25 protein-coding genes are annotated in these 26,892 nt (G+C 72.8%); 17 read left to right on the forward strand and 8 right to left on the reverse strand.

Going from position 1 to position 26,892, the window contains the following annotated elements:
- The first annotated feature begins 159 nt into the window (after positions 1–159).
- From ACGF5O_RS25025 to ACGF5O_RS25050, 6 genes are all read left to right on the forward strand, one after another.
- Complete coding sequence (locus tag ACGF5O_RS25025; RefSeq protein WP_393812099.1) at positions 160–786, forward strand: TetR/AcrR family transcriptional regulator; 627 nt, start codon at positions 160–162, stop codon at positions 784–786.
- 335 nt (positions 787–1,121) lie between these two features.
- Positions 1,122–2,741 carry a sensor histidine kinase gene (locus ACGF5O_RS25030; protein ID WP_393812100.1) on the forward strand — a complete coding sequence of 540 codons (1,620 nt, stop codon included), beginning with the start codon at positions 1,122–1,124 and terminating at the stop codon, positions 2,739–2,741.
- The gene (locus tag ACGF5O_RS25035) at positions 2,738–3,145 is read left to right on the forward strand and encodes a roadblock/LC7 domain-containing protein (protein ID WP_089103096.1); all 408 of its coding nucleotides are present in this window, start codon (positions 2,738–2,740) and stop codon (positions 3,143–3,145) included. The genes ACGF5O_RS25030 and ACGF5O_RS25035 overlap by 4 nt, the downstream gene beginning before the upstream one ends.
- Positions 3,142–3,570, forward strand: a complete 429-nt coding sequence (locus ACGF5O_RS25040; protein ID WP_393812101.1) for a DUF742 domain-containing protein — start codon at positions 3,142–3,144, stop codon at positions 3,568–3,570. Before ACGF5O_RS25035 ends, ACGF5O_RS25040 begins: the two co-directional genes overlap by 4 nt.
- Entirely contained in the window at positions 3,551–4,171 is a 621-nt protein-coding gene (locus ACGF5O_RS25045; protein WP_393812102.1) for an ATP/GTP-binding protein, read from the forward strand. Before ACGF5O_RS25040 ends, ACGF5O_RS25045 begins: the two co-directional genes overlap by 20 nt.
- Before the next feature lie 52 nt (positions 4,172–4,223).
- Complete coding sequence (locus ACGF5O_RS25050) at positions 4,224–5,702, forward strand: cytochrome P450 (protein WP_393812103.1); 1,479 nt, start codon at positions 4,224–4,226, stop codon at positions 5,700–5,702.
- On the opposite strand, the gene ACGF5O_RS25055 is transcribed toward ACGF5O_RS25050, so the two are convergent.
- Positions 5,699–6,655, reverse strand: coding sequence for an RluA family pseudouridine synthase (locus tag ACGF5O_RS25055; RefSeq protein WP_393812104.1), 957 nt, complete (start codon positions 6,653–6,655; stop codon positions 5,699–5,701). The two genes, ACGF5O_RS25050 and ACGF5O_RS25055, sit on opposite strands and share 4 nt — an antisense overlap.
- Positions 6,656–6,765: 110 nt before the next feature.
- Positions 6,766–8,292, reverse strand: a complete 1,527-nt coding sequence (locus ACGF5O_RS25060; RefSeq protein ID WP_393812105.1) for an amino acid permease — start codon at positions 8,290–8,292, stop codon at positions 6,766–6,768.
- 237 nt (positions 8,293–8,529) lie between these two features.
- Here ACGF5O_RS25060 and ACGF5O_RS25065 point away from each other — a divergent pair, with 237 nt between their 5' ends.
- The 3 genes from ACGF5O_RS25065 to ACGF5O_RS25075 all read left to right on the forward strand — a co-directional run bounded on the left by ACGF5O_RS25065 (position 8,530) and on the right by ACGF5O_RS25075 (position 11,149).
- On the forward strand, positions 8,530–9,165 hold the full coding sequence (locus ACGF5O_RS25065) for a PadR family transcriptional regulator (protein WP_393812106.1): 636 nt from the start codon (positions 8,530–8,532) through the stop codon (positions 9,163–9,165).
- Positions 9,166–9,362: 197 nt separating this feature from the next.
- A complete protein-coding gene (locus ACGF5O_RS25070) occupies positions 9,363–10,376 on the forward strand; it encodes an ATP-binding cassette domain-containing protein (RefSeq protein ID WP_393812107.1) in 1,014 nt (337 codons plus the stop codon).
- Entirely contained in the window at positions 10,373–11,149 is a 777-nt protein-coding gene (locus ACGF5O_RS25075) for an ABC transporter permease (RefSeq protein WP_393812108.1), read from the forward strand. Before ACGF5O_RS25070 ends, ACGF5O_RS25075 begins: the two co-directional genes overlap by 4 nt.
- Before the next feature lie 93 nt (positions 11,150–11,242).
- Here the strand turns inward: ACGF5O_RS25075 and ACGF5O_RS25080 are convergent, their stop codons facing one another.
- Together ACGF5O_RS25080 and ACGF5O_RS25085 are read right to left on the reverse strand one after the other, a co-directional pair.
- Positions 11,243–12,088 carry a siderophore-interacting protein gene (locus ACGF5O_RS25080; RefSeq protein ID WP_393812109.1) on the reverse strand — a complete coding sequence of 282 codons (846 nt, stop codon included), beginning with the start codon at positions 12,086–12,088 and terminating at the stop codon, positions 11,243–11,245.
- A gap of 116 nt (positions 12,089–12,204) precedes the next feature.
- Positions 12,205–13,134: a 5'-3' exonuclease H3TH domain-containing protein gene (locus tag ACGF5O_RS25085; protein ID WP_393812337.1), complete on the reverse strand. Its 930-nt coding sequence runs from the start codon at positions 13,132–13,134 to the stop codon at positions 12,205–12,207.
- A gap of 1 nt (position 13,135) precedes the next feature.
- Here ACGF5O_RS25085 and ACGF5O_RS25090 point away from each other — a divergent pair, with 1 nt between their 5' ends.
- From ACGF5O_RS25090 to ACGF5O_RS25100, 3 genes are all read left to right on the forward strand, one after another.
- On the forward strand, positions 13,136–13,810 hold the full coding sequence (locus ACGF5O_RS25090; RefSeq protein ID WP_393812110.1) for a hypothetical protein: 675 nt from the start codon (positions 13,136–13,138) through the stop codon (positions 13,808–13,810).
- Positions 13,811–13,961: 151 nt separating this feature from the next.
- Positions 13,962–14,534 (forward strand): helix-turn-helix domain-containing protein, encoded by a 573-nt coding sequence (locus ACGF5O_RS25095; protein WP_393812111.1) that lies wholly within the window; start codon positions 13,962–13,964, stop codon positions 14,532–14,534.
- Between the two features lie 91 nt (positions 14,535–14,625).
- A complete protein-coding gene (locus tag ACGF5O_RS25100; protein ID WP_393812112.1) occupies positions 14,626–15,330 on the forward strand; it encodes a helical backbone metal receptor in 705 nt (234 codons plus the stop codon).
- Here ACGF5O_RS25100 and ACGF5O_RS25105 read toward each other — a convergent pair.
- Positions 15,242–16,360 carry a TDT family transporter gene (locus ACGF5O_RS25105; RefSeq protein WP_393812113.1) on the reverse strand — a complete coding sequence of 373 codons (1,119 nt, stop codon included), beginning with the start codon at positions 16,358–16,360 and terminating at the stop codon, positions 15,242–15,244. The two genes, ACGF5O_RS25100 and ACGF5O_RS25105, sit on opposite strands and share 89 nt — an antisense overlap.
- A 70-nt stretch (positions 16,361–16,430) precedes the next feature.
- Here ACGF5O_RS25105 and ACGF5O_RS25110 point away from each other — a divergent pair, with 70 nt between their 5' ends.
- The gene (locus ACGF5O_RS25110; RefSeq protein WP_393812114.1) at positions 16,431–17,351 is read left to right on the forward strand and encodes a LysR family transcriptional regulator; all 921 of its coding nucleotides are present in this window, start codon (positions 16,431–16,433) and stop codon (positions 17,349–17,351) included.
- 697 nt (positions 17,352–18,048) lie between these two features.
- Here the strand turns inward: ACGF5O_RS25110 and ACGF5O_RS25115 are convergent.
- Together ACGF5O_RS25115 and ACGF5O_RS25120 are read right to left on the reverse strand one after the other, a co-directional pair.
- Entirely contained in the window at positions 18,049–18,744 is a 696-nt protein-coding gene (locus ACGF5O_RS25115; RefSeq protein WP_393812115.1) for a gamma-glutamyl-gamma-aminobutyrate hydrolase family protein, read from the reverse strand.
- Between the two features lie 59 nt (positions 18,745–18,803).
- Positions 18,804–19,538, reverse strand: a complete 735-nt coding sequence (locus tag ACGF5O_RS25120) for a FadR/GntR family transcriptional regulator (protein ID WP_393812116.1) — start codon at positions 19,536–19,538, stop codon at positions 18,804–18,806.
- 107 nt (positions 19,539–19,645) lie between these two features.
- On the opposite strand from ACGF5O_RS25120, the gene ACGF5O_RS25125 reads away from it, so the two are divergent.
- From ACGF5O_RS25125 to ACGF5O_RS25140, 4 genes are read left to right on the forward strand one after another with little or no spacing between them, the layout of a single operon-like run.
- A complete protein-coding gene (locus ACGF5O_RS25125) occupies positions 19,646–21,010 on the forward strand; it encodes a glutamine synthetase family protein (protein ID WP_393812117.1) in 1,365 nt (454 codons plus the stop codon).
- 8 nt (positions 21,011–21,018) lie between these two features.
- Entirely contained in the window at positions 21,019–22,398 is a 1,380-nt protein-coding gene (locus tag ACGF5O_RS25130; RefSeq protein WP_393812118.1) for an aldehyde dehydrogenase family protein, read from the forward strand.
- Positions 22,395–23,186, forward strand: a complete 792-nt coding sequence (locus ACGF5O_RS25135; protein WP_393812119.1) for a 3-oxoacyl-ACP reductase — start codon at positions 22,395–22,397, stop codon at positions 23,184–23,186. The genes ACGF5O_RS25130 and ACGF5O_RS25135 overlap by 4 nt, the downstream gene beginning before the upstream one ends.
- Before the next feature lie 48 nt (positions 23,187–23,234).
- Positions 23,235–24,038, forward strand: coding sequence for a DUF2510 domain-containing protein (locus ACGF5O_RS25140; protein WP_393812338.1), 804 nt, complete (start codon positions 23,235–23,237; stop codon positions 24,036–24,038).
- Here the strand turns inward: ACGF5O_RS25140 and ACGF5O_RS25145 are convergent.
- Positions 24,035–25,237: an amino acid deaminase/aldolase gene (locus tag ACGF5O_RS25145; RefSeq protein WP_393812120.1), complete on the reverse strand. Its 1,203-nt coding sequence runs from the start codon at positions 25,235–25,237 to the stop codon at positions 24,035–24,037. The genes ACGF5O_RS25140 and ACGF5O_RS25145 overlap by 4 nt on opposite strands.
- Positions 25,238–26,892: the final 1,655 nt, after the last annotated feature.

Raw genomic sequence — 26,892 nt, forward strand, 5'->3', positions numbered from 1 at the left:
GGGTGGTTTCTGTCGCCCGACAGAAATTAGGGGCGGGCCGGGTCGGCGGCGTTGCCGTCGCGTTCCGGCCCGGTTACCGAGGGCTCACCGATGGCGGCGGTCCGGTGGCGGCGGCGTCGGCGTGATCGCCGTACGGCGTCGTGTGCGAGGATCGAACGCATGGGGACGAGCAGTGGCCGCCGGGTCGGCCGGCCGCGGGTCGCGCAGCGGCCGGACAGCGGCCTTGAGCCGCGGGCCGAACTGCTCGCGGCAGCCGCCGAGTTGTTCACCACCCACGGCTACGCGGCCACCACCACCCGGGCCGTCGCCGAGCGGGCGGGCATGCGACAGGCGTCGATGTACCACTACGTCTCCGGCAAGGAGGAGCTCCTCGCCGAGCTCCTCGAGTCCACCGTCACGCCCTCCCTGGCCTGCGCGCGCGAGCTGCTCGCCGACGACGCGACCCCGGCCGAGGAGCGGCTGCGGATCCTGTGCCGGGCCGACGTGGAGCTGCTCTGCGCCGGACCGCACAATCTCGGCGCGCTCTACCTGCTGCCCGAGGTGCGCGCCGAGCGGTTCGCCGGCTTCCATGCCGTGCGCGCCGAACTCAAGGACGCCTACCGGCAGTTGATCGCCGCCACGGCGCCCGGCGGGACGCTGGCCAAGGGGGAGCTGGAGCTGCGGACCGATCTCGTCTTCGGGCTGATCGAGGGCGTCATCCTCGTCCACCGCTCCGAACCCGAGCGCCCCGCCCACGAGTTCGCCCGCGCCACGGCCGAGGCCGCCCTGCGGATCGTAGGGGTCTGAGGGGACCCGAGGGGGCGGCGGGGGTTTCGCTCCGGAAGGCCCTTTCACCCGTCACGGTGAGTGGTCTCCGTACGCCCGCGCGTCGTGACAGGCCGTGTTCGAATGAGTGCCCTCCGTGCAAAACGACCGAGGGTACTCCAGTCCTTCGGGCGTTTTCAGGTGCTTGCCGAATATGACACGGCGTTGATCCGGTCGGACTAGGCTCGCCCGCGGCGCACCGAGTTGAGATGAATTCGTGCGTCTGTTCCCAAACATACGGAAGATCCAGACTGCTCCATGAACCTTCCCCCCACGAGCTCCCCCGACACCCAGCCGATTCGTCTCAGAAGGCATACATGGTGAGTGTGCAATCGCCTCCCGATGGCCGTGAACTTTCCCTGGCGCGCGTGCTGTTGCTGCCCGCCATACTGATGGCCGCGGCGACCGCCGCCGCCGTCGTCCTGGTGGCGGGGTCCGCCCGGATCGCCGTCGGCGTGTGCGGTGCCGTCGGCATGCTGCTGGTGCTCGCGACGGCGGCGGAAGCGGTGCGCCGCGGCCGTGGGCTCCGGGACGCCCGGGCCGAGCACGACCGTCACAGCGCGTATCTGGAACGGCGCCTCGCCGCGAGCGAGGAGGAGGTCGAGCACCTCGGCCGGGAGGTCTTCCCGACCGCGCTCTACCGGCTGAAGGCCGGCGAGTCACCCAAAGAGGTGGTCCGCCAGCTCTTCGACGTCGACCCGCGGATGCGCCACGCCCCCGAGTCGCAGCGCCGGCTGATCCGCATCATGCTCGACATCGTCGACGAGGAGGACCTCCAGCGCGACTCCCTGGAGCGCTCCTTCGTCAGCGTCGCCCGGCGCGTCCAGGCCATCGTCCACCAGCAGGCCCACGAACTGCGGGAGATGGAGGAGGACCACGGCCGCAACCCCGAGGTCTTCGACGACCTGCTGCGCATCGACCACGGCACCGCGCTGATCGGACGCCTCGCCGACTCGGTCTCCGTGCTCGGCGGCGGCCGGCCGGGCCGCCAGTGGCCCAACCCCGTCGCCCTCTACAGCGTGCTGCGCGGCGCCATGTCCCGGATCCTGGAGTACCGGCGCATCGAGTTGCACTCCATCTGCCAGGTCAACATCAAGGGCACCTCCGTCGAGCCGGTCATCCACGCCGCCGCGGAACTCCTCGACAACGCCACCCGCTACTCGCCGCCCTCCACCAAGGTGCACGTCACCGCCGTCGAGGTGCAGTCCGGCGTGTGCATCGAGATCGAGGACGCCGGCGTCACCCTCAACGAGGAGGCCCGCGACCGCCTGGAGGGCCTGCTGGAGAAGGCCAAGCAGGGCAAGGACATCCAGGTCCTCGGCGAGAACCCGCGCCTCGGCCTCTCGGTCGTGGGCCGCCTGTGCAAGACGTACAACATGGACGTCTCGCTGCGCGCCTCCGCGTACGGCGGTGTCCGGGCCGTCCTCATCGTGCCCAGCGACATGATGACCACCGACCCCGCCCCCGGCATCGCCCACGGCATCGGCGCCACCGGCATCCCCAAGCCCGAGCTCGGCGCCCTCGAAGGCCCCAAGCGCCCGCCCAAGCGGCGCCGGCCCACCAGCCCCCGCATCCCCGCCGGGATCTCCATGGAGGACGACGTCCCCGAGGTCACCGAATGGACCGCGGGCGGGCTGCCGCAGCGGCGCAGCCGGATGAAGACGCCGCTCAGCCAGCGGATCGCCGAGCAGGCCGCCATCGAGCGCGCCGAACGTGAGGGCAACCCGACCATCTGGTCGCAGCACAAGGAGCCCGAACCCGAGCCGGAGCCGGAGCGCCGCGAGCCCGGCCTCTGGGTCGAGGCGTTCTGGGAGGGGCTCAAGAGGAACAACCCGGGTGTCCACCCCACCGACTTCACCCGGAACCCCACCAAGTACCTGCATCTGATCAACGATCCGGCCGGCACCGAGGCCGACGACGAGGGGGACCTCAAGTGATCCAGCAGCGAGGCAACTTCGACTGGATGCTCAAGCAACTCGCCGACGGCGTACCGGGCGTCGAGATGATCGTCGTGCTCTCCGCCGACGGCCTGCGCATCGCCCGGCACGGCGGCGACCCCGACGCCGCCGACCGGCTCGCCGCGGCCTGCGCGGGCGTGCAGAGCCTGGCCAGTGCCGTCGCCCAGGAACTCCCCATCAGCAACGGCGACATGAACCTCGTGCTGATCGAGATCGACAGAGGTTACTTCTACCTCATGTCCGCCGGCGCCAACGCCTACCTTGCCGTGCTCGCCGACGTCACCTGCGAACCGGGCCGGATGAGCGAGATGATGCGCGACCTCGTCGTCCGCATCGGCGCCCACCTCACCAGTCCGCCCCGGCGGAACGGGCAGACCGTATGACTCCTCCGCAACGCAAACGGCGCCGGCCCAGGCCGGAACTCGCTCCGTCATCGGTCCCGTCCGCGCCGCCGGCCCCCGAGAGCGGCGGCGAGGACGAGGACAACAAGAACCCCGAACGGCTCTACGTCATCAGCGGCGCCGACGGCGCCCGGGCCGAACTCGACCTGGTCACCTTAATCGTGGCGCGCGCCGCCGCACCGCCCTCCGTCACTCCGGAGCAGGCGGCGCTGCTCCGGCTCTGTCTCGCCCCGCTGTCCGTGGCCGAGCTCTCGGCCTATCTCAACCTGCCGTTCAGCGCGATGACGGCACTGATCACCGAGCTGATCACGGCCGAACTGGTGCAGGCGCGCGCCCCCATCGTCCGCCAGGCGCTCCCCGACCGTTCACTTCTCGAAGCGGTGATGCATGGACTTCAAAGGCTCTGACACGATCCCCGGCCCCCGCACCGAGGACCATCTCCCGCACACCGCCCAGGCCGCGGTGAAGATCGTGATCGTGGGCGGCTTCGGGGTCGGCAAGACCACCATGGTCGGTTCCGTCAGCGAGATCAGGCCGCTGACCACCGAGGAGACCATGACCCAGGCCGGCATCGGGGTCGACGACAACTACGGCTCCGACTCGAAGACCGCCACCACCGTGGCCATGGACTTCGGCCGCATCAGCATCACCGACCAACTGGTCCTCTACCTCTTCGGCACCCCCGGCCAGGAACGCTTCTGGTTCCTGTGGAACGGCCTGTTCGAAGGCGCCCTCGGCGCGGTCGTCCTCATCGACACCCGGCGCCTGGAGGTCAGCTTCGACGTGATGGGGCGCCTGGAGGAGCGCGGGGTGCCGTTCGTCGTCGCCGTCAACTCCTTCCCGGACGCGCCCCGTTACCCCGTCGAGGAACTGCGCACCGCGCTGGACCTGCCGCCCGACGTCCCCATCATCGAGTGCGACGCCCGCCGCCGGGCCTCCAGCCGTGACGTCCTCATGACCCTGATGCGCTTCCTGCACTCGCTCGCCATGTCCGGCGCGCTCACCTGACCCCCCTTTCGCTGTCTCTCGAACTCTTTCGGATCTCTTCGGAGCGATCACTGTGACGCCTGAATCCCCCCTCTCGGCCGGCGCCAGCACGGGCCCGGTCCCGCCGCCCGGCTGTCCGGCGCACGACCGCGGCCCCGGCGGACTCCAGCGGCTCTACGGCGCCGACGCGGACCACCTCGGCGAGCTGTACGAGAAGCTGCGCGAGGAACACGGCTCCGTGGCCCCGGTCCTGCTCCACGACGACGTACCGGTCTGGGTGGTCCTCGGGCTCACCGAGAACCTGCAGATGGTCCGCACCCCCGCCGTCTTCACCCGGGACAGCCGCGTCTGGACCCCGCTGCGCGAGGGCATGGTCAAGCCCGACCACCCCCTCATGCCGCACATCGCCTGGCAGCCGATCTGCTCGCACGCCGAGGGCGACGAGCACCTGCGGCTGCGCGCGGCGGTCCAGGGCGCCATGACCACCATCGACCACCGCAGCATCCGCCGCCTCATCGGCCGCTACACCCAGCTGCTGGTCAACGAGTTCTGCGAGAAGGGCCGCGCCGAACTGGTCTCCCAGTACTCCGAGCACCTGCCGATGGCCGTCATGTGCGAACTGCTCGGCATGCCCGAGGAGTACAACGAGCGGATCGTGGAGGCCACCCGGGACGCGCTCAAGGGCACCGAGACCGCGATCGCCAGCAACGAGTACGTCATGGGCTGCCTGACCCGGCTCACCGCCCGCCGCCGGGCCCGCCCCGAGGACGACTTCGCCAGCCACCTCGTCAACCACCCGGCCGGACTCAACGACGACGAGGTCGCCCAGCACCTGCGGGTCGTCCTCTACGCCGCCTACGAGACCACCGCCAACCTCCTCGCCAACGCCCTGCGCATGGTCCTGACCGAACCCGGCTTCCGAGCCCAGCTCAACGGCGGCCAGATGACCGTGCCCGAGGCGATCGAGCAGTCCCTCTGGGACGAGCCGCCGTTCAGCACCGTCTTCGCCTACTTCGCCAAGCAGGACACGGAACTCGGCGGCCAGCGCATCCGCAAGGGCGACGGCCTGCTCTACGCGCCCGCGCCGGGCAACGTCGACCCGCGCGTCCGCCCCGACCTGAACGCCAACATGCAGGGCAACCGCTCCCACCTCGCCTTCGGCGGCGGCCCGCACGAATGCCCCGGTCAGGACATCGGCCGTGCCATCGCCGACGTGGGTGTGGACCAGCTGCTGACCCGGCTCTCCGACATCCAGCTCGACTGCGACGAGGAGGAGCTGCGCTGGCGCGCCTCCATCGCCTCCCGGCACCTGGTGGAACTGCCGGTGCGCTTCGACCCCAAGCCGAAGCAGGACGTCACCCTCATGCCGAGCCCGGCCCTCGTCCCGCCGCAGCGCACCGACTGGCAGGCCGGCGTCCCCCGCCCGGCAGCCCCGGAACCGGTCCCGGTCCCCGAGCCCAGGCCCGCCCCGCCGGTGGCCGTGTCCGCCTCCGAACCGGCCAGGCCGCACGGCATCTGGCCCAGGCTGCGCCGCTGGTGGCTGGGCCGTTAGACGATCTGGTCACCGGCCCACGCCGGGTACGACTCCCAGGCCCGCAGCGTCCGCCCGCTGCACAGCCGGTGCTCCACCCCCGTGACCGGGTCGGTGAACTCCAGCCGCCGCGCCAGCAGTTGCAGCGGCCGCCGGAAGTCACCGTCCGGCACCGGGCCGGCCACCTCGGGATACAGCGGATCCCCGAGGATCGGCACCCCCAACGCGTTCATGTGCACCCGCAGTTGATGGGTCTGGCCGGTGTGCGGGGTGAGCCGGTACCGGCCCAGGTCACCGCTGCGCCCGACCAGCTCGACGACCGTCTCCGCGTTGGGCTCCCCCTCGATCTCCCGGGCCGCCAGCACCCCGCGCTCCTTGAGGATCCGGCTGCGCACGGTCCGGGAAACGGTGAGCGAAGGGTCGTACGGCGCGATCGCCTCGTACTCCTTGCGCACCCGCCGCTCGCTGAACAGCCTCTGGTACGCGCCGCGCTCCGCGGGCCGCACGGTGAACAGCACGAGCCCGGCCGTGAGCCGGTCCAGCCGGTGCGCGGCCCCCAGCGCGGGAATCCCCAGTTCCCGCCGCAACCGGGCGAGCACGGTCTCGGTGACATGACTGCCGCGGGGCGTGGTGGCGAGGAAGTGCGGCTTGTCGGCGACGACGAGGTGCTCGTCGCGGTACACGACTTCGAGGGGGAAGGGGACGGGGACCTCGGGCGGCAGGTCGCGGTGGAACCAGAGGTAGCGGCCGGGGGAGTAGGGCGCGCGAGCGTCGACGGGCTGTCCGTCCACGCCCACGACGCGCCCCGAGTCCAGCATCCGCTCGACAACGCCGGGTCCGGCTCCGGAGAGCCGTTCCATCAGGTAGTCGCCGACCGTGGCCCAACCGTCCGAGAAGGGCAACCGGATCCGCACGGGGTCCACCCCTTGGCGCTGGGGGAGGGGGGAAGGCGGTACGGAGGTCTTGCGTCTCATTTGCAGCCAAGGGTACGGGGAGCGCCCCTTTCCTGGGGGCGCCGGGCTGTGTCGATATGCGGCTCCGCCGCGTGGGCGCGACCAGCCCCCGCCCACCCGCACCCGATCGACTACGCCACAGCCTCCGGCACAGCGACCGCACTTCGGGACTCCGCCCGGGTGAGCCGCCAAACCCCGCCCACCACCACCGTCCCGACCAGGAACAACACGGTGAACCACTGGAAGTACCAGTGGCCCCCACTGGGGTCGTACACCGCACCCCGAGGCCACGCCAGGTTCACGGTCATCACCAGCCCGTACAGCAGCGCGGCCGCGTTCACCGGCACCCCCCACCGCCCCAGCGAGAACAGCGGCGCCCCGGTCTCGTCCGTCCCCTCGACCCGGAACTCCCTGCGCAGCCGCCGCACCAGCAGCGGCCCGGTCACCATCGCGTACGCGAGGTACAGCATCACGATGCACGTGGTCCCGATCGCCAGGAACGCGTCCGGCGACGCGAAGTTGAGCAGCAGCAGTACGGCGGCCAGCACCCCGACCACCACGGCCGGCGCCCCCGGCATCCCGGTCCGCGGATTCACCCGCGCCAGCCGCTCGGCGAACGGCAGCTGCCCGTCCCGCGCCATGGAGAACAGCATCCGCGAGGCCGCGGTCTGGATCGCGAGCGTCGCCACCGCGATGGCCACCACCACGTCGGCCAGCAGCACCCGTCCCACGCCGTCCCCGAGGCTGCTGGTGAGGACGTAGCTCAGCCCGTCGACCCCGAGGCGCCCGTCGGTCAGGCTGGGCGCGGCCAGCAGGCCGCCGAGGATGACCAGGCCGCCGAGCAGGCCCGCGGCGGACAGCGCCGTGAGGATCGTGCGCGGCGCCGTACGCCGCGGGTGGTGGGTCTCCTCGCTCATCTCGCCCGCGCTGTCGAAGCCGATCATCACGTACGCGGCCGTGAACGAGCCGACCAGGAGAGCGCCCAGCAGACCGCCCTCGGCGGCCGTACCGGTGTGGAACGTGATGCCGGGGGAGCGCTTGGAGTGGGTGAGCAGCAGTACAACGATCAGCACCGCGCCGATGATCTCGGCGGTCACCCCGACCCGGTTGATCACGGACATCACCCGGTTGTCCATGACGTTCACGAGGGTGGTCAGCACCAGCAGGACGACGCCGAGGACGGCCGCGTTGGCGGCTCCGTCGGCCGAGGTCACCGCGGTGTCCGTGCCGATCAGCTGGAAGCCGGACCAGAGCGCGGGCAGGACCATCTGGAGGGCGAGCGCCGCCGCCGCGACCACCACGATCTGCCCGATCACCATGATCCAGCCGGCGAACCAGCCGAAGGACGGGTTCGACAGGCGTGAGGACCACTGGTAGATGGCGCCGGAGATCGGGTAGCGGCCGGCCAGTTCGGCGAAGCACGCGGCCACCAGCAACTGGCCGATCAGGACGGCCGGCCAGGCCCAGAAGAAGACCGGGCCGCCGAACGCGTACCCGAAGGCGAAGAACTGGAAGACGGTCGTCAGTACGGAGATGAAGGAGAACCCGGCGGCGAACGAGGCGTACCGGCCGAGGCTGCGGTGCAGCTCCTGGCGGTAGCCGAACTCCTCAAGGGAGCGGTCGTCGGGTTCCACTGAGCGGTCGTCGAGTGTCGTCACGGCGGCACCTGCCTGTCAGGGCGGACGTCCTGGCGAGGACGGAAAGCGCGGATTTCCTGTCGGGCGACAGAAATTAGGGACGCGCTGTTTCGGACGCGTCACGCGGGCGTGTCCGGGGCGGGCCCAAGTCCTCACGCTCTTGCGGAGTCCGCTCAGACGCGATACATCGTGTGTATTGACGGTCTGCCCCACTCGCGATATGTTCTGCCACGGATATTCGGAGACGAGGTGGTCGGTATGGCGGTGAAGCGGCGCAAGCTCAGCAATCCTCTGGCGCTCGTTGTGCTGACCACCCTGTGGCAGAAGCCGATGCATCCGTACGAGATCGCCCAGACCATGCGCCGTCAGGGCAAGGACACCAGCACCCGGATCAACTACGGCTCGCTCTACACGGTCATGCAGAACCTGGAGAAGCACGGCTTCGTCGAGGTGGCCGACGTGGAGCGGCAGGGCAACCGCCCCGAGCGCACGGTGTACGGCATCACCGACGCCGGGCGCGAGGAGATGGTCCACTGGCTGTCCGACCTGATGGCCGTCCCGGTCAAGGAGTACCCGATCTTCGAGACGGCGCTCTCGCTGATGGGCGCGCTGCCGCCCGACGAGGTCGTGCGCCTGCTGGAGGGGCGGCTGAGCTCCCTGGAGGTCGAGGTCGCCGGCGGCAGGGCCGTGCTGGAGAAGCTGCACGAGACGCTGCCCCGGCTCTTCGTCGTGGAGGTCGAGTACCACCTGCACATGCTGGAGGCGCAGACCGACTGGGTCCGCGGCTTCGTGCGGGAGATACGGGACGGTTCGCTGCCGGGCGTCGAGGGCTGGCGCCGGTTCCACGAGACCGGTGAGGTCCCGCCGGAGTTCACGGAGGTGGACCAGCAGTAGAGGAAGCTGCGAGAGAAACAGACCCCGGCAGAGCTGTTGCAGCAGCTCCGCCAGGGTCTCGAACCCCGAGCTGAACCCGCCGTGAGGCAGATCCGGGCGATCGAGGTGCGGCACACCCAGGATAGCCCGGTGCTCCTCAAGCGGATCAGCTGTCATCCCCTGTCATCTGTCATCCGCTCACTCAGGAGAGCCCTGTCATGAACACCCGTGCGCCCGCAGTGCAGGCGCGCCAGCTGATCAAGACCTATCCCGGCGACGTCACCGCGCTGAACGGCATGGACGTCACCGTCGAACCCGGCACCGTTTTCGGGCTCCTCGGACCCAACGGCGCCGGCAAGTCCACCACCGTCAAGATCCTCACCACCCTGGCCCGCCCCGACTCGGGCACCGCCACCGTGGCCGGCCACGACGTGCTGCGCCACCCGGACCGGGTGCGCCGCGCGATCGGCGTGGTCGCCCAGAACTCCGGGGCCGACCCGGTCGCCACCGGCCGGGAGAACCTCCAACTCCAGGGCAGGCTCTACGGCCTGCGCGGGGTCGGGCTGAACCGCCGGGTCGACGAGCTGCTGGACCGCTTCACCCTCACGGAGGCCGCCGGCCGCCAGGTCAAGGGCTACTCCGGCGGCATGCGGCGCCGGCTCGACGTGGCCCTCGGCCTGGTCCACCGCCCCGAGGTGCTCTTCCTCGACGAGCCCACCACCGGTCTCGACCCCGAGGCCCGCACCGCGATGTGGGACGAGATCGGCCGGCTGGCGGGCCAGGAGGGCCTGACCATCCTGCTCACCACGCACTACCTGGAGGAGGCCGACCGGCTCGCCGAGCGCATCGCGATCGTCGACCGCGGCCGGGTCGTCGTCGAGGGCACCCCGGACTCCCTCAAGGGCGAACTGCGCGGCGACGCCGTCCACGTGGAGCTGCGCGAGGCTCCCGGGGAAGCCGGCCGCACCCTGCTCACCGGCGCGCTGACCGGGCTGCCGGGCGTGCACGAGACGCTGTTCGACGGGCGCCGGATCAGCGTCCGTGCCGACGACGGGGCCGCCGCGATGCCGGCGCTGCTGGCCGCCCTGGAGCGGGCCGGGGTGACCGTGGTCGCCGCGACTGTCGCCCGGCCCTCCCTCGACGACGTCTACCTGCGCTACGCCGGCCGCCGTTACGCCGAGGCCGACGCCGCCGACTCCGGCTCCCTCGCCCTGGCCGGAGGTGCGCGATGAGCAACGCCCTGTCCCAGACCTGGTACATGACCCAGCGTCAGCTGGTGGTGTTCGCCCGGCAGCCGGCGTTCGCCGTCATCACCCTGATCCAGCCGGTGATCTGGCTGTTCCTGTTCGGCAACCTGTTCAGGAAGGTCGTCGAGCTGGGCGGCTTCGGCACCACCTCCTACCTCGACTACCTGGTGCCGGGCGTGGTCGTGATGAGCGCCCTCAGCTCCAACATGTGGGCGGGCATGGGCACCCTGGAGGAGATCCAGCGCGGCACCCTGAACCGCTTCCTGACCACACCGGTCAGCAGGGCCGCGCTGATGAACGGCAACGTCGTGAACAACGGCCTGGTCACCGCCGGCCAGTCGCTGATCATCGTGCTGCTCGGCCTGCTGGGCGGCGCCGACTACCCGGGCGGGATCGGCGGTGTGGCCGTCCTGCTGGTCTCCTCCGTGCTGCTCGGCACGGTCTTCGGCGCGCTGTCCAACGCGCTCGGCATGCTGGTGCGCGAGCGGGAGTCCATCATCGGGATCAACACCTTCCTGCTGCTCCCGCTGACGTTCCTCTCCAGCGCCTTCATGGCGCCGTCCCAGATGCCCGGCTGGATGCGGCACATCGCCGACTTCAACCCGCTCAACTGGGCGATGGTGGCGAGCCGTTCGGCCCTGTCGGCGGACCCCGACTGGGGTGCGGTGCTCGGCCGCGGCGGGGCGCTGCTGGCCCTGGCGGTGGCGGCCGTGTGGCTGTCGATCAGGACCTTCAGGTCGTACCAGCGGTCGGTGTGACGGCACGGAACGGCGGCACCTCCTGGAGAGGTGCCGCCGTTCCGTGGTCCGGCCGTTCCGCGGTAGGGCCGGTCTGCGGTGTTGCCGGTCGGCTCAGGCCGCGGCGGCGTCGTTCTCCTGCTCCGCCTCGATCCGGGCGTTCCACTCGCGCTTGGAGGCCTGCCAGCCGTCCTCGTTGTGGCCGAGACGCCAGTAACCGGAGATCGAGAGATCCTCGCGCGGGATCTGGCGCTCGACGCGCAGCAGTGCCCGCAGCTCCTTCACGAAGCTCGCCTCGCCGTGCACGAAGGCGTGCACCCGGCCCTCCGGGAACTCCAGCGTCCGTACGGCGGTGACCAGGGCCTCGCCGACCGGCCGATCGCCCCGGTGCAGCCAGACGACCTCCACGTCGGAGTCGATCTTCTGCTCCTCCTCGGGGCCGGAGACCTCGATGAAGGCGAAGGCCTTCGCGCCGGCCGGCAGGGATTCCAGGGCGCGGGCGATCGCGGGCAGTGCGCTCTCGTCACCGGCGAGCAGATGCCAGTCGGCGCCCGTGTCGGGGGCGTAGGCGCCGCCCGGGCCCATGAAGCGCACGGTCTCGCCGGGCTGGACACGGCAGGCCCACGGCCCGGCCAGGCCCTCGTCGCCGTGCACCACGAAGTCCAGGGTCAGCTCCCGGTGTTCGGGATTCCACGAGCGCACGGTGTAGGTCCGGGTCACCGGCCAGTGCTCGCGGGGGAACTCGGCCCGGATCCGCTCCAGGTCGAAAGGCTCCGGATAGGTGACGCCCGCCGGTCCGAAGAGGAGTTTCACGTAATGATCGGTGCAGGTGTCCGCGGCGAAACCGGCCAGCTCGTCCCCGCCGAGCACCACGCGCTGCATGTGCGGGCTCAGCCGTTCGGTGCGCACCACCTGAGCGGAATGGGGCTTACGCGGCTTACGTCCCGGGCGCTCTGGCATGACCGGCCTCCCTGCTCAAATGGTTAGGTTTACCTAAGTTAGCACCTCCTTCCGGGCTGACGCCTCTTCCATGAACACTTGCCGAGCGGGTTTTGCCGGAAGAATTCCTTCGGGTGTCAGGCTTCCAGCGTCGCCAGCAGGCGGTTCAGCGAACCGCCCAGGCCCCAGCGGGCGGCCAGGGTGTTCAACTGCGCCGGGTCGCGGGGGGCCTTCGGCAGTGCCGTGCCGACGTCCGGCAGCGGGACGTCACCGGCGACCCGGACCACCTTCGGCGCCACCGCGACATACGGCCGGGCCTCGTCCAGCCGCTTGCGCTGCGACGGCGTGAGCTTCGCCTTCGGGTCGTCGACCGCGGTCATGATCCCGGCCAGGTCGCCGAACTCGGCGAGGAGCTTCGCGGCCGTCTTCTCGCCGATGCCAGGCACCCCCGGCAGCCCGTCGCTCGGGTCCCCGCGCAGCAGCGCCAGATCCGCGTACCCGCCTCCGTCCACGCCGTACTTCTCGCGCAGCCACGCCTCGTCCGTCATCTGGAGCGTGCCGACGCCCTTGAGCGGGTACAGCACCCGCACCCCGCGCGCGTCGTCCACCAGCTGGTACAGGTCGCGGTCGCCGGTGACGATGTCCACCGGGCCCGCGGCGCGCGCGGTGAAGGTGCCGATCACGTCGTCGGCCTCGTACCCGGCGACGCCGACCCGGGCGATGCCGAGCGCGTCCAGCACCTCCTCGATGACCGGCACCTGCGGGGACAGGGTGTCCGGCACCTCCTCCTGGTCCGGTCCCGTCGCGCGCTCCTCGGCCACCCGGTGCGCCTTGTAGGAGGGGATGAGGTCGACCCGCCACTGCGGCCGCCAGTCGGCGTCCATGCAGGCCACCAGCAGGTCCGGGCGGTGGTCCTTGACCAGCCGGTCGATGAAGTCCAGCAGTCCGCGCACGGCGTTCACGGGCGTGCCGTCCGGTGCCTTCACGGAGTCCGGGACGCCGAAGTAGGCGCGGAAGTACAGCGAGGCGGTGTCGAGAAGCATCAGTCGTGCGGTCACGCCAGGCATCATGCCGTACGGCACCGACAGCGACCGGTTCCCGGCGCCGGCCGGTCCTCCCCGCGGCCCGCGGCAGCGGTGGACGGGTCTCCGCCTACGAAAAGGATCCGGCCAACCACATAGCGCTACGGCCCTGCCCAAGCCTTTCGTCCTGCCGCCCGAGACGGCCGACCGTGCGTTCGACGCGCCCCGCGCCCAGTCCCGCTGGGCCGAGGGCACCGCCGACGGCACCGCGGTCCACGGCGACACCGTGGAACTGACCGGCCGCCACCGCACCGACCGCGCCGTCGACCGCCAACTCCCCTCCACCCTGCGGGACTTCACCGTCCGGCGGGTCCGCCCGGACCACCGCCTCGACCAGGCACTCGGCGCCCGGGACACCGTCGGGAACATCGGCGACCGTTCGCGCGTCGAACTCCTGGGGTGCCCCCTCGTCCTGATCGAGGGCCCGCGCCTGCGGAACCACTTTCGGGGCTGGTCCGTTCATGCCTACGACGACGCCTCCGGCCGGGCCGGCCGGCTGGGCCCGCGCGCCCCCGGCGGCAGCCGCGCCTACGCCGGTCCGCAGACCGCACGGCTGACCGACCCCGACGGCCGCGCGGCCCTCCTGGGCAGCGTGTTCATCCCCAAGGAGGAGTGCGTGCCCGGCGAGTCCGGCGGGCTCGTGTACTGGCGCGAACTGTGAGGGTCGCGCTCACCGGACGTGACAGGGATGTGACGGCCGCCTGAAACGGTTTGCCGAACATGCGTAGGGTGCAGAGAACCCATCAGGAGGGGCCTGGCCGGAGCCGGGCGCCCGAAGGACGGAACGACGAGCGAAGGAGGGAGCCGGAGCGATGGGCGACCACAAAGACCAGCAGCCCGTGCGGGTGGGCGCGGCAGTCCGGCGGCGCCGCCGTGCGCTGGAACTCACCCTCGCCGTCGTGGCCGAGCGCAGCGGCCTGTCGGTGCCCTTCCTGAGCCAGGTCGAGAACGACAGGGCCCGCCCCAGCCGCACCTCCCTGGAGAAGCTCGCCGACGCGCTGCGCACCACGGCCGTCGAACTCCTCGCCGCCGCCGACCCGGCGTGCAGCGTCGACGTCGTACGGGCCGACGACACCAACGAGCCGGACTTCGCGCCCCGGGTGCGTTCCCTGGTCCGCGGTCACCACCAGCTGCACGCCTCGGAGTTCACCGGCGACCACGAAGCCGGCCGCGAATTCCAGCACCGCAACGACGAGTTGATGTACGTCGCCGACGGCGCCGTGGAGGTCGAGGCCGAGGGCCGCGCCTACCGCCTCGGCCGCGGCGACACCCTCTACCTCACCGGTGGAGTCCGCCACCGCTGGCGCGCGACGGTCCCCGACACCCGGGTCGTCGTGGTCGCGGTGGCGGAACACATCGAGGCGGTCCAGGATCGCCAGCGCTGAAGCGCCCCGCGCTGCGCCCCGTACGGGGCGCGGGGAACTGCGCGCGCAACCACAACGGACCGGCAGAGCACCACGGCGCGTCGTCTCCTTGGTGCCCTCCCTCACCGAGGCAATCGCGGAGACGCTGCCCGAGGTCCTCGTCGGCGCCACCGACTGGTGCACCCACCCGGCCGACCTCGACCTCACCCGCATCGGCGGCACCAAGAACCCCGCCCTCGACCGCATCCTCGCCCTCGCGCCCGACCTGGTGATCGCCAACGAGGAGGAGAACCGCGCCCCCGACCTGGACGCCCTGCGCACCGCCGGCGTGCCGGTCCTGGTCACCGAGGTGCGCGGCGTGCCGCAGGCGTTCCGTGAACTGGAGCGGGTCCTGACCGCGTGCGGGGCGAGCGGCCGCCCCCGCTGGCTGGACGAGGCGGAGCGGGCGTGGTCGGCACCGACGCCCGCCGGCCCCGGCGGCACGACCGCTGTCGTACCGATCTGGCGGCGGCCGTGGATGGTCCTGGGCAGGGCCACGTTCGCGGGGGACGTGCTGGCCCGGCTGGGGGTCCGCAACCTCTTCGAGGACCACCCCGGGCGTTACCCCCGGATCCCGCTGGACGAACTGCTCGACGCGGCCCCCGACCTGGTCGTCCTCCCGGACGAGCCCTACCGCTTCACCGCCGTCGACGGCCCGGAGGCGTTCCCCGGCCTGCCGTGCGCCCTGCTCAGCGGACGGCACCTGACGTGGTATGGACCGTCACTGGCCGAGGCGCCGCGGGTGCTGGGCGAGGCGCTGCGAGCAGCTCACCGCTGAGCAGCCCGCGTACGGTGCCGGAGGCCGCCGCGAGCCAGCCGGCGACGAGCAGGCCGTACAGACCCACCGCCAGCCAGTCGTACGCCGCGAGCCCGGTGTGCCGGCCGAGCGCGGCGGCGCCCGTGACGCACGTGCCCACGGGGAAGGTGAAGGCCCACCACGTCATCGCGAACCGCATGCCGTGCCGCCGGGCCCGCACCACGTGCGCGGTCGCCAGCGCCAGCCACAGCAGGGCGAACCCCATGACCGGAACGCCGTACAGCACGGCGAGAAGGCCGAAACCGGCCGCGTACGGTGCCGGTACGACCCCGGGAGCGAGGTCGGCGAAGGCGCCCGTGGCCGTCGTCGACTGCCCGAGCGGGCCCAGCACCAGGAAGATCGTCGGCGTCAGCGCGAGCGGCAGCGGACCGCGGGTGACCAGCCGGGCGAAGACGAGCGTCAGCATCAGCAGCGTGGTCAGCAGGCTCAGCCCGAAGAGCGCGAAGCAGCCGTAGAGCAGCGCCTCGCGGGGCTGCCCGGGCGGCAGGTGCGGGACCAGCTGGGGACCCACCGCGGCCGACACCATGGGCGCGACCAGGGGCAGCAGCCAGGCCGGAGCGGCCTGCCCGGGCTCGACCCGGTGCCGTACGGCCAGCAGGTACGGCACGGCGACGGCGGCCGCGAGCCCCACGGCGGTACCGGCGACGAACAGCACGGAGTCGAGCGCGACGGCGGCCGGTTCGCCGATCCAGTCCCGTCCGAGGGCGAGGGCACCGGCGCCGACGGCGAGCAGGGCCATGGCGAGGCAGCCGTAGAAGGGGGCGACCGCGGGGTCGCGGAGGTGGGCGAGGGCCTGGTCGCGGTGGCAGGCCCAGTGCAGGGCGCGGGCGGCCAGCAGGACCAGGAGTTGCAGCAGGGACAGTGCCCAGATGCCGACGAAGAGCTCGCGCGGGCCGTCGGCGCCGAGTGCGGCGCCGCCGAGGGCGAGGGCCGCGGTGCCCATGACGGACGCGTACCAGTTGGGGCCGAGATGCCGGACTGCGGTGACCATGGGTCCACCGTCCCGCCGCTCCCCGCCCGCAACCAGGGAGTCCGTCTCTATGGGGGCATAAGCTGGTCTTATGAGCGAGACGGAGGAACGGGCGGGCGGCGGCACGCTGGCACACCGGGTACCGGATCTCGGGGCGCTGGAACTGCTGCTGGCGGTGGCCCGGCTCGGCAGTCTCGGGGCGGCGGCCCGGGAGGTCGGCATCACCCAGCCCGCGGCCAGCAGCCGGATCCGCTCGATGGAACGGCAGCTGGGCGTGGCCCTCGTCGACCGCTCACCGCGCGGCTCCCGGCTCACCGACGCGGGAGCGCTGGTGACGGACTGGGCGCGGCGGGTGGTGGAGGCGGCGGAGGCCTTCGACGCGGGGACCCAGGCGCTCCGGGACCGGCGCGACTCGCGGCTGCGGGTCGCGGCGAGCATGACGATCGCCGAGTACCTGCTTCCCGGCTGGCTGCTCGCGCTGCGCGCGCAGCGACCCGACACGGCGGTGTCCCTGCTGGCCGGCAACTCGGCGGCGGTCGCGGAACGGCTGCTCGCGGACGAGGCGGACCTGGGGTTCGTGGAGGGCCTTTCGGTCCCGCACGGCCTGGACTCGGCGGTGATAGCCCACGACCGCCTGATCGTCGTGGTCGCCCCCGCCCACCCCTGGGCCCGCCGCCGGCGTCCGCTCGCGGCGGAAGAACTGGCGGCCACCCCCCTCATCCTCCGCGAACGCGGCTCCGGCACCCGCCAGGTCCTCGACGCGGCGCTGGGCGGCCTGGCCCGCCCCCTGATCGAACTCTCCTCGACCACGGCCGTGAAGGCGTCGGCCGTCAGCGGCGCAGGCCCGGCGGTCCTCAGCGAACTGGCGGTGGGGGAGGAGCTGTCGACGCGACGCCTGGTCGGCATCCCCCTGGAGGGCATCGCCCTACGCCGCGACCTACGAGCCGTCTGGCCCACAGGCCACCGCCCCACGGGCCCGGCCCGCGACCTGCTCTCCCTCACCCGCACCTGACCCCTCCAGGGACCCCTGCACCCCCAAAACCCTCCGCCCACCCACCCCCGACTCGGTCACTCGAAGAGGAACGGCCGAAAGACAGCCCGTCCGGCTTCGCCATGTCCGGGCGCCCGAGGGCAAAGGCCGTCCGTACCCCCTCCAGCCCGCCCGGGCGTCTGAGGCCGAAGGCTGATCGGTACGCCCTCCAGCCCGTCCGGGCGCCTGCGGGTGAAGGCCGGCCGGCGCCCCCTCCTGCCCGTGCGGGAGTCTGCGGACGGAGGCCGTCCGGTGCCCCTCCTGCCCGTCCGGGCGTCTGAGGCCGAAGGTTGGTCGGTAGGCCCTCCTGCCCATGCGGGTGTCTGCGGACGGAGGTTGGTCGGTACGCCCTCCTGCCCGTCCGGGCGCCCGCGGGTGAAGGCCGGCCGGCGCCCCCTCTTGCCCGTGCGGGAGTCTGCGGACGGAGGCCGTCCGGTGCCCCTCCTGCCCGTCCGGGCGTCTGAGGCCGGAGGTTGGTCGGTAGGCCCTCCTGCCCGTCCGGGTGGCTGAGGTCGGAGGGCGGTCGGGTACCTCCCCTCCAGCCCGTCCGGCGTTTGAGGACGAGGCCGGAGGCCGAAGCGGGGGGCCGGGGGCGGCAGCACCCGAAGTGGGCGGTCGAAGGGGGGCACCCCCCCCTGGAGGATGGGACGGGTAGGGGCGGCGGGGGCGGAAAGCTGGTTCAGGACTCCGACGCGGCGTTGACCAGTGCGCGCATCACCCGCAGGTCATCGCCCATCTCGGGATGCCACTGGACCCCGAGAACCCAGCCGCGCTCGGCGGGCAGTTCGACCGCCTCGATCGTGCCGTCGGCCGCGTGGGCCGACGGCAGCAGGCCTGTTCCGAGGCGGTCCACCGCCTGGTGGTGGAAGGTGGGCACGGAGGTCTCCTCCGGGACCGTCTCCGCGTACCGCGTGCCGGGGACCGGCTTGACCGGGTGGCGGCCGAAGACACCCGGCACCTCCGCGTGGCCGTCGATGTGCTGGACGAGGGTGCCGCCGAGCGCGACGTTCAGGAGCTGCATGCCGCGGCAGATGCCGAGCAGCGGTACACCCGCGGCCAGCGCCGCGTCGATGAGGGCGAGTTCCCAGGCGTCCCGGGCGCGCGCGGGACGCCCGGTGCGGGGGTCGGGTTCGGCCCCGTAACGGACCGGCTCCACGTCCGGGCCGCCCGCGATCACCAGGCCGTCCAGGCGGGCCACCGCCGCCGCCGCATGCTCCGGCGCGTCCGGCGGTAGCATCGCCGCCAGCCCCCCGGCCCGCTGGACCAGCCGCGGGTAGCCGGCCGGCAGCAGGGCCGCCTCCAGCTCCCAGACGCCCCAGCGCGCCCCGGCCTCCAGGTATGTGCTCACGCCGATCAGCGGCCGTCCTCGGGTCATGGTCCCCTCCCGTGTCACAAAGGTGCGCGTGCCTACCTTTATGACATGCGCACGGGCCACTACGCCAGAAAGCCCCGCAGCAGCGCCGCCGTCCCCGCGCAGTGCTCCCGCATCATCTCCCGCGCGCCGTCCGCGTCCCCGTCCAGCACCGCCTCCACCAGCGCGATGTGCTGGCGCTGCGAGTGCTCCAGGTTGCGCACCAGGAGCGGGATGCAGTCCAGGAGGTCGTTGACCGTGGCCCGTACGGCCGCGTACTGGGCGGTGAGGGAGGGCGAGCCGCACAGTTCGGCGATGGTGAGATGGAGCAGGGTGTCGAGGCGGCGGTAGTCCGCCAGTGGCGCCTCGTGGGTGCGGGCCAGCGCCTCGCGGAGGCGGAGCGCCTGCTCGCCGGAGAGGCCGTGCGCCGCGCACAGGCCCGCCGCGCCCACCTCCAAAACCTCCCGGAAGCGCAGCACGTCCTCGATGTCGACCTCGGTGATCCGGCGCCGCAGCTCGTCCTCGCCGCCCGCGTCCGCGCGCGGCAGCACGAACGTCCCGCCGTACCGGCCGCGCCGGGACTCCACCAGTCCCTGGTCCTGGAGCACCTTCAGGACCTCGCGCAGCGTCACCCGGCTGATCCCGAGCCGCTCCGCCAGCACCCGCTCGGCGGGCAGCCGTTCACCGCCCGGGACCAGCCCCAGCCGGACCACCTGGAGGATCTGCTCCAGCGCCTCCTCGAAGCCGTTGCCCGCCCGCACCGGTCGCAGCACCGGAGTCAACGGATCGTCGAGGGCGCCGTCCGCGTCCAGCGACATATGGCCGTACCCCCTTCCCAAGCAATGGTTCTCACCAATACCTTAGAGCTCCCGCCCCGGCCACAGAAGCACAGCACCATCGTGAAAGAAGCCGAAGGAGCTCCCCCGTGGCAGACCGCACACCCCCGCTGAGCGTCGAGGAACTGCACACCCTCGTCGCGAGCGGTGAGATCGACACTGTCGTCCTCGCCTTCCCCGACATGCAAGGGCGGCTGCAGGGCAAGCGGTTCGCCGCCCGCTTCTTCCTCGACGAGGTCCTGCGCCACGGCACCGAGGGCTGCAACTACCTCCTCGCCGTCGACACCGAGATGAACACCGTCGACGGCTACGCCATGTCCTCCTGGGACCGCGGCTACGGCGACTTCGCCATGCACCCCGACCTCGCCACCCTCCGCCGCGTGCCCTGGAACGCGGGCACGGCGATGCTCATCGCCGACCTCGCCTGGAACGACGGCTCCCCGGTCGTCGCCGCGCCCCGCCAGATCCTCCGCCGCCAGCTGGAGCGCCTCGCCGAACTCGGCTACACCGCACAGGTCGGTACGGAGCTGGAGTTCATCGTGTTCAAGGACACCTACGAGGCGGCCTGGGACGCGAACTACCGGGGGCTGACCCCGGTCAACCAGTACAACATCGACTATTCGGTGCTGGGGACCGGCCGGATCGAGCCCCTGCTGCGCCGGATCCGCAACGAGATGGCGGGCGCCGGGCTGACCGTCGAGTCCGCCAAGGGCGAGTGCAACCCCGGGCAGCACGAGATCGCCTTCCGCTACGACGAGGCCCTGACCACCTGCGACCAGCACGCGATCTACAAGACCGGCGCCAAGGAGATCGCCGCCCAGGAGGGCGTCTCCCTCACCTTCATGGCCAAGTACAACGAGCGGGAGGGCAACTCCTGCCACATCCACCTCTCGCTGACGGACGCGGACGGCCGCAACGTCTTCGCCGACCCCGACGGGCCCGGCATGTCCGACGTGATGCGGCACTTCCTCGCCGGACAGCTCGCCGCCCTCCGCGACTTCTCGCTGCTCTACGCCCCCAACATCAACAGCTACAAGCGGTTCCAGCCGGGCTCCTTCGCCCCCACCGCCGTCGCCTGGGGCCCGGACAACCGCACCTGTGCGCTGCGCGTCGTCGGCCACGGCCGCTCCCTGCGCTTCGAGAACCGGCTGCCCGGCGGCGACGTCAACCCGCACCTCGCCGTCGCCGGCCTGGTCGCCGCCGGGCTCTACGGCATCGAGCAGAAGCTGGAACTCCCCGAGGCCTGCCCCGGCAACGCCTACACCGCCGACTTCGCACACGTCCCGACCACCCTCCGCGAGGCCGCCGAGCTCTGGGAGAACAGCCCCGTCGCCAAGGCCGCCTTCGGCGACGAGGTCGTCGCGCACTACCGCAACATGGCCCGCGTCGAACTGGAGGCCTTCGACGCCGCGGTGACCGACTGGGAGCTGCGCCGCTCCTTCGAACGCATGTGAGGCACCCCTTGTCGCAACAGTACGAACTCGACGTCCTCGACCCGGCCACGGAGGAGGTGATCGCAACCGTCCCGGGGGCCCTGGAGGCGGACGTCGACACCGCCGTACGCCGGGCCGCGCGCGCCCAGGAGCGGTGGGCCGCCCTCGCGCCCGGCGAACGGGCCCGGCTGCTGCGCCGGTTCGCCGTCGCCGTCGACGAACACCGCGAGGAACTCGCCCAGCTGGAGGTCCGGGAGGCCGGGCACACCGTCGGCAACGCCCGCTGGGAGGCCGGCAACGTCCGCGACCTGCTCGACTACGCCGCCGGGGGAGTGGAACGGCTCACCGGCCGGCAGATCCCGGTCCCCGGCGGCCTCGACGTCACCCTCCTCGAACCCCTCGGGGTGGTCGGCGTCATCGCCCCCTGGAACTTCCCCATGCCCATCGCGGCCTGGGGCACCGCCCCCGCCCTCGCCGCCGGCAACGCGGTGATCCTCAAGCCCGCCGAGACGACCCCGCTCACCGCCCTCCGCCTCGCCGAACTCGCCCTGGCGGCAGGCCTCCCCGAGCACCTCTTCCAGGTGCTCCCCGGCCGCGGCGACATCGCGGGCGAGGCGCTGGTCCGCCACCCCGGCGTCGCCAAGATCGTGTTCACCGGTTCCACCCGCGTCGGCAAGCGCATCATGGCGCTCTGTGCCGACCAGGTGAAGCGCGTGACCCTCGAACTCGGCGGCAAGAGCCCCAACCTCGTCTTCGCCGACGCCGACCTCGAGGCCGCCGCGGCCGTCGCCCCCATGTCCTTCCTGGACAACTCCGGCCAGGACTGCTGCGCCCGCACCCGCATCCTCGTCCAACGGTCGGTCCACGACCGCTTCCTGGAACTCCTCGCCCCCGCCATCGAGTCCGTCACCGTCGGCGACCCGGCCGACGAGCGGACGGACATGGGCCCGCTGATCTCCAAGGCCCAGCTGGAACGCGTCCGTTCGTACGTCGACGCCGACGCGCCCGGCATCCGCGGCAAGGCCCCCGAAGGCCCCGGCTTCTGGTTCCCGCCGACCGTCCTCACCGGCGTCGACCCACGCGCGCGCGTGGCCGCCGAGGAGGTCTTCGGACCCGTCGCCGTGGTCCTCCCCTTCGAGGACGAGGCCGACGCCGTCCGCCTCGCGAACGACACCGAGTACGGCCTCTCCGGCTCGATCTGGACCCGGGACGTCGGCCGCGCCCTGCGCGTCTCCCAGGCCGTCAAGGCCGGCAACCTGTCCGTCAACTCCCACTCCAGCGTCCGCTACTGGACCCCCTTCGGCGGCTTCAAGCAGTCGGGGATCGGCCGCGAACTCGGTCCGGACGCGCTCACCGCCTTCACCGAAACCAAGAACGTCTTCATCAGCACGGAGGGCCCCGCACAGTGACCGCTGAGACCCCTGAGATCGTCTGCCGCCGCCTCGTCGGCCGTACCGCCGTCATCACCGGAGCCGGCAGCGGCATCGGCCTCGCCACCGCCAGGCGGCTCGCCTCCGAGGGCGCCCACGTCGTCTGCGGCGACGTCGACGAGGCCCGCGGCAAGGCCGCCGCCGAGGAGGTGGGCGGCGTCTTCGTGAAGGTCGACGTCACCGACGCCGAACAGGTCGAGGCGCTCTTCAAGACGGCCTTCGACACCTACGGCAGCGTCGACATCGCCTTCAACAACGCCGGCATCTCACCGCCCGACGACGACTCCATCCTGGAGACCGGCCTGGAGGCCTGGAAGCGCGTCCAGGAGGTCAACCTCACCTCCGTCTACCTGTGCTGCAAGGCCGCCATCCCCTACATGCGGCGGCAGGGCAGGGGCTCCATCATCAACACCGCGTCCTTCGTGGCGAGGATGGGCGCGGCGACCAGCCAGATCTCCTACACCGCCTCCAAGGGCGGCGTCCTCGCCATGTCCCGTGAACTGGGCGTGCAGTTCGCCCGGGAGGGCATCCGCGTCAACGCGCTCTGCCCCGGACCGGTCAACACCCCGCTCCTCCAGGAGCTGTTCGCCAAGGACCCCGAGCGCGCCGCCCGCCGCCTCGTGCACATCCCGCTCGGCCGGTTCGCCGAGGCCGAGGAGATCGCCGCCGCCGTCGCCTTCCTGGCCAGCGACGACTCCTCCTTCGTCAACGCCAGCGACTTCCTGGTGGACGGCGGGATCTCTGGGGCGTACGTCACGCCCCTCTAGGACTCCGTGTACGGACCCCCGCCCCCGCCCTACAGTGCGGGAGTGAGCATGACGCCGCCGCCCGGCTGGTACGCCGACCCCGAGGCCCCGCACCTGGAGTGCTGGTGGGACGGACGGGCCTGGACCGAGCACCGGCGCACCCCGACCGGCCTCCCCGCGCCGCCGAACCCGGCGGCGCGGGCGCCCGGGCGGGCCAAGGCGGTCGCGCTGACGTCCGCCGCCGCCGTGCTGGCGACGGCGATAGTCACCGGCGCGACCGTGCTCCGCACCGACGAGGCGGGCGGCCGGGCCGACACCGCGGTCGGTGCCGCCCCCAGCGCGGCGGCACCCCGGTCCCTCGTCGTCGACCAGCTCAACGGCATCACCCTGCCGGTGCCGGCCGGCTGGACCGGCTCCTCCTACCTCGCCCAGGACGACGTCGTGATGACCACCGACGGCACCTACGCCTGCCCGGCCGACACCGGCCGGTGCCGCCACGGCCAGGTCATCAGCCGGACGGCGGGCAGCGCCGACGGTGCCTCCCCGCGCACCGTCGCCGAACGGGACGTACCCGACGCGGCCGAGGCGGCCTACGGCCGGGACCCCGGCGGCCGGCGGCCGTACGGCGGCATCCGGTCCCACCGGGTCGTCAAGGCCGGACAGGTAGCCGTGGCGGGCCGCGACGGCTACCTGGTGCGCTGGAGGGTGCGGACCGCCGACGGACCGGGCGGCTACGTCCAGTCCCTGGCCTTCCCGTCCGACACCGGCGTACCGGCCCCCGTCGTCGTCCGGTTCGTCTTCGACGCGGGCCCGGACGGACCGCCGCTGTCCGACATGGACAAGATCACCGGCGGCATCCGCCCAGTGGGTTAGAGGAAGGTGTGCCCTTCACCCCGGTACGTCGGTACGGTCGCCGTCACCCGGTCGCCCTCGACCAGCCGCAGCTCGGCGAACCGCTCGCACAGCTCGCCCGCCTTGGCGTGCCGGAACCACACCTTGTCGCCGATCAGCAGGTCGTCCGCCGCCGAGCCGAGCAGCGGGGTCTGCACCTCGCCGGGGCCCTCCTGAGGGTCGTACGACAGCCCCTCCGGGAGGTACGGCACCGGGAGCCGGTCGGGTCCCGGGGCACCCGAGGCCGGGTAGCCGCCGCCGAGGACGGTCACGACCCCGACACCGGGCCGCCGGACCACCGGCATGGCGAACAGGGCGGCCGGACGGCCGGTGAACGACGTGTAGTTGTCGAAGAGACGCGGCACGTACAGACCCGACCCGGCCGCTATCTCGGTGACCGCGTCCTCCGCCGCCGTGGTCTGCACGCTGCCCGTGCCGCCGCCGTTGACGAACTCCAGGTCCGGCGCCACCGCCCGGACCGCCCGCACCACCGCGGCCCGCCGCTCGGCCAGCTCACGGCGGGCGGTGGCCTGCATCAGCCGCACCGCGCGGGAGCGCAGCGGCCGGCCGGCGACGTCGTCCCCGACCCCGGCGATGTGCCCCTCGTACCCCATGATCCCGACCAGCTTGAAGCCCGGGCGCCGGGCCACGGTCCGGGCGAGGTCGGCGAGCTGGGCGGGGGAGTACAGCGGCGAACGCCGGGCCCCGACCCGCACCCGGCCCCCGAACAGCTTCAGCGAGGTGTCCAACTCCAGGCAGACCCGGACCACTTCGCTCCCGCCGTCCCGGGCGACGTCGATCAGGTCGAGGTGCGCCGGGTCGTCGATCATCACGGTCACGGCGGCGGCCAGCTTCGGATCGGCGGCCAGCTCGGCGAACGCGTTCCGGTCGGCGGACGGATACGCCAGCAGGATGTCGTCGAACCCCGACCGCGCGAGCCACAGCGACTCCGCGAGTGTGAACGACATGATCCCCGCGAAGCCCTCCTTGGCGAGCACCCGTTCCAGCAGGTGGCGGCAGCGCACGGACTTGCTCGCGACCCGGATCGGCTTGCCGCCGGCCCGCCGCACGAGATCGTCCGCGTTGGCGTCGAAGGCCTCCAGATCCACGATCGCGAGGGGAGCCTCTAGATGGGCGGTGGCCCGGTCGTAACGGGCCCGGTCGGCGGCGCGCGCAGTCATGAAGGAAGCCTGCCAGACAGGATTACCGCAGGGTAGGGGGACGATCCGGGCAGATGCCGCGGGCCCGTGGACTGGTTGCCGTTCGCGCTCGCACAACCCGTAGAGTGACGCGCACGTACGGCGGAACGACCGGGCGCCTGACCCGCGCCGGGATGCGGGTCCGCGCGTGCGGGTATGCGTGCCCGGGGGCGGACGCCTTCGCACCGGGGAGCACGACGGCCCGTACGAGGAGTTGGCCCGGGCACGAGGAAACGGGGGGCGCATGAGCGGCGAAGCGCGGCACGCCCCGATCCCACGACGCCCCTCGTCCGACCACGCCCCTGCGGACCCCACCGGGGAGCCTGCGCCACCGGCCGACGGGACCCGGCCGGGCGGCGGCGGGATCGGCCGGGGCGATGCCCCGGGTACGGCCGACGCGCCCCGCCGGGCGGACCGGCCCGGGTTCTTCGACCGGCCGGCCCGGATGAACCGGTCGCAGCGACCGGACGTATCCACTGGTGGGGCCGGGACCACCGGGCAGGACCAGCTGCCTGGACGGCCCGGTGGGCAGCAGAGTCGTGATGACCGGACGAGTCGGGGCGGTGCGGTGGGGCAGGTCGAACAGGGTACGGGGGACCGGACTGTCGGCCGCTCGACGTCCGCCGAACACATCGTTCGGCCCCGCCGGCCCAGCCTCCGGTCCCCGCAGGACCAGCCGCCCCGGGACACCTCCACCACACCCCTGCCGCCACCACCGGCCTCGGCCCGCTTCCCGGACAGACCCCCGGCGCCTTCCGCCCGGGAGCCCGGTCGGGCGGTGCCGTCGACACCGGCGGCGTTCTTCGGTGGGGAATTCGGCAGGGAGACCGGTGGGGAGACCGGCCGACGGGGACCGTCGACGCCCCCGGACCGGGAGCCCGGCTGCGCCGTACCGCCCGCGTCCCCCGCGCGGGAGCCCGGACGGACCCCGCCGTTCCGGCTGTCGTACGGTCCGGGCCCGTCGCCGCGGCGCGCGGATTCCGGGTCGCAACCCCCCGTCCCGCCGCGCCCCTTCCGCGCGGCGGCGGAACCGGAGCCGTCGTCGGAGCCGGACGAGCGGCGTGGTGCCGCAGGGCCGTCGGCCGCGCGCCCGGGCACGCCGTCCGATGACCGGACCGGCGGCCCGTCCGGCGCGGCCGGGCCCGGACGGCTCGAACCGCAGCGCGGCGACTACCCGACCAGCTCCATCGGCACGCAGGGCTCGGGCAGCGCGTGGAGCCCGCACATGCGGACGTTCCCCGTCCCGACCGCCCCGCCACGCCCCACGTCACCCCCGAAGGCCACCCCACCGCCACCCCGGCCGGCCCAGCCGCCGTCCGCCGACACCCCACCGCGCCCGACAGCCGCCCCGACGGCCGGCACCCCACCGCGCCCGGCCGGCCCTCCCTCGCGTCCCGCGGACCCTCCGGCGGCGGGCGCCACACCGCCCGCGGCAGGGCGCGCGTCGACCGGCGTTCCCCCGCGTCCCGCGGGGTCTGCCGGGCCCGACGGTTCCTCGCGTCCGGTGCGTGGTCCGGGGGCCGGTGCGCCCCCGCGTCCGGCCGGGCCCGCGTCGGCCGGCGTGCCCGCGCGCCCGACGGGCCTCCCGGCGTCCGGTGCCCCGCCGCGCCCGACGGTGCCTCCGGCAGCCGGGGCCC

It is taken from the genome of Streptomyces sp. NPDC048291, assembly GCF_043201715.1.
Taxonomy (GTDB): Bacteria; Actinomycetota; Actinomycetes; order Streptomycetales; family Streptomycetaceae; genus Streptomyces.

Bases quoted from the DNA above. Each gene is read 5' to 3' on its own strand.
- ACGF5O_RS25105 (WP_393812113.1), bottom strand. From the start codon at position 16,360: ATGGTCACCGCAGTCCGGCATCTCGGCCCCAACTGGTACGCGTCCGTC.
- ACGF5O_RS25085 (WP_393812337.1), bottom strand. From the start codon at position 13,134: ATGCCTGGCGTGACCGCACGACTGATGCTTCTCGACACCGCCTCGCTG.
- ACGF5O_RS25140 (WP_393812338.1), top strand. From the start codon at position 23,235: ATGACGCCGCCGCCCGGCTGGTACGCCGACCCCGAGGCCCCGCACCTG.
- ACGF5O_RS25070 (WP_393812107.1), top strand. From the start codon at position 9,363: ATGAACACCCGTGCGCCCGCAGTGCAGGCGCGCCAGCTGATCAAGACC.
- ACGF5O_RS25040 (WP_393812101.1), top strand. From the start codon at position 3,142: ATGACTCCTCCGCAACGCAAACGGCGCCGGCCCAGGCCGGAACTCGCT.
- ACGF5O_RS25095 (WP_393812111.1), top strand. From the start codon at position 13,962: ATGGGCGACCACAAAGACCAGCAGCCCGTGCGGGTGGGCGCGGCAGTC.
- ACGF5O_RS25120 (WP_393812116.1), bottom strand. From the start codon at position 19,538: ATGTCGCTGGACGCGGACGGCGCCCTCGACGATCCGTTGACTCCGGTG.
- ACGF5O_RS25075 (WP_393812108.1), top strand. From the start codon at position 10,373: ATGAGCAACGCCCTGTCCCAGACCTGGTACATGACCCAGCGTCAGCTG.
- ACGF5O_RS25080 (WP_393812109.1), bottom strand. From the start codon at position 12,088: ATGCCAGAGCGCCCGGGACGTAAGCCGCGTAAGCCCCATTCCGCTCAG.
- ACGF5O_RS25025 (WP_393812099.1), top strand. From the start codon at position 160: ATGGGGACGAGCAGTGGCCGCCGGGTCGGCCGGCCGCGGGTCGCGCAG.
- ACGF5O_RS25045 (WP_393812102.1), top strand. From the start codon at position 3,551: ATGGACTTCAAAGGCTCTGACACGATCCCCGGCCCCCGCACCGAGGAC.
- ACGF5O_RS25090 (WP_393812110.1), top strand. From the start codon at position 13,136: ATGCCGTACGGCACCGACAGCGACCGGTTCCCGGCGCCGGCCGGTCCT.
- ACGF5O_RS25145 (WP_393812120.1), bottom strand. From the start codon at position 25,237: ATGACTGCGCGCGCCGCCGACCGGGCCCGTTACGACCGGGCCACCGCC.
- ACGF5O_RS25110 (WP_393812114.1), top strand. From the start codon at position 16,431: ATGAGCGAGACGGAGGAACGGGCGGGCGGCGGCACGCTGGCACACCGG.
- ACGF5O_RS25055 (WP_393812104.1), bottom strand. From the start codon at position 6,655: ATGAGACGCAAGACCTCCGTACCGCCTTCCCCCCTCCCCCAGCGCCAA.
- ACGF5O_RS25065 (WP_393812106.1), top strand. From the start codon at position 8,530: ATGGCGGTGAAGCGGCGCAAGCTCAGCAATCCTCTGGCGCTCGTTGTG.
- ACGF5O_RS25030 (WP_393812100.1), top strand. From the start codon at position 1,122: ATGGTGAGTGTGCAATCGCCTCCCGATGGCCGTGAACTTTCCCTGGCG.
- ACGF5O_RS25115 (WP_393812115.1), bottom strand. From the start codon at position 18,744: ATGACCCGAGGACGGCCGCTGATCGGCGTGAGCACATACCTGGAGGCC.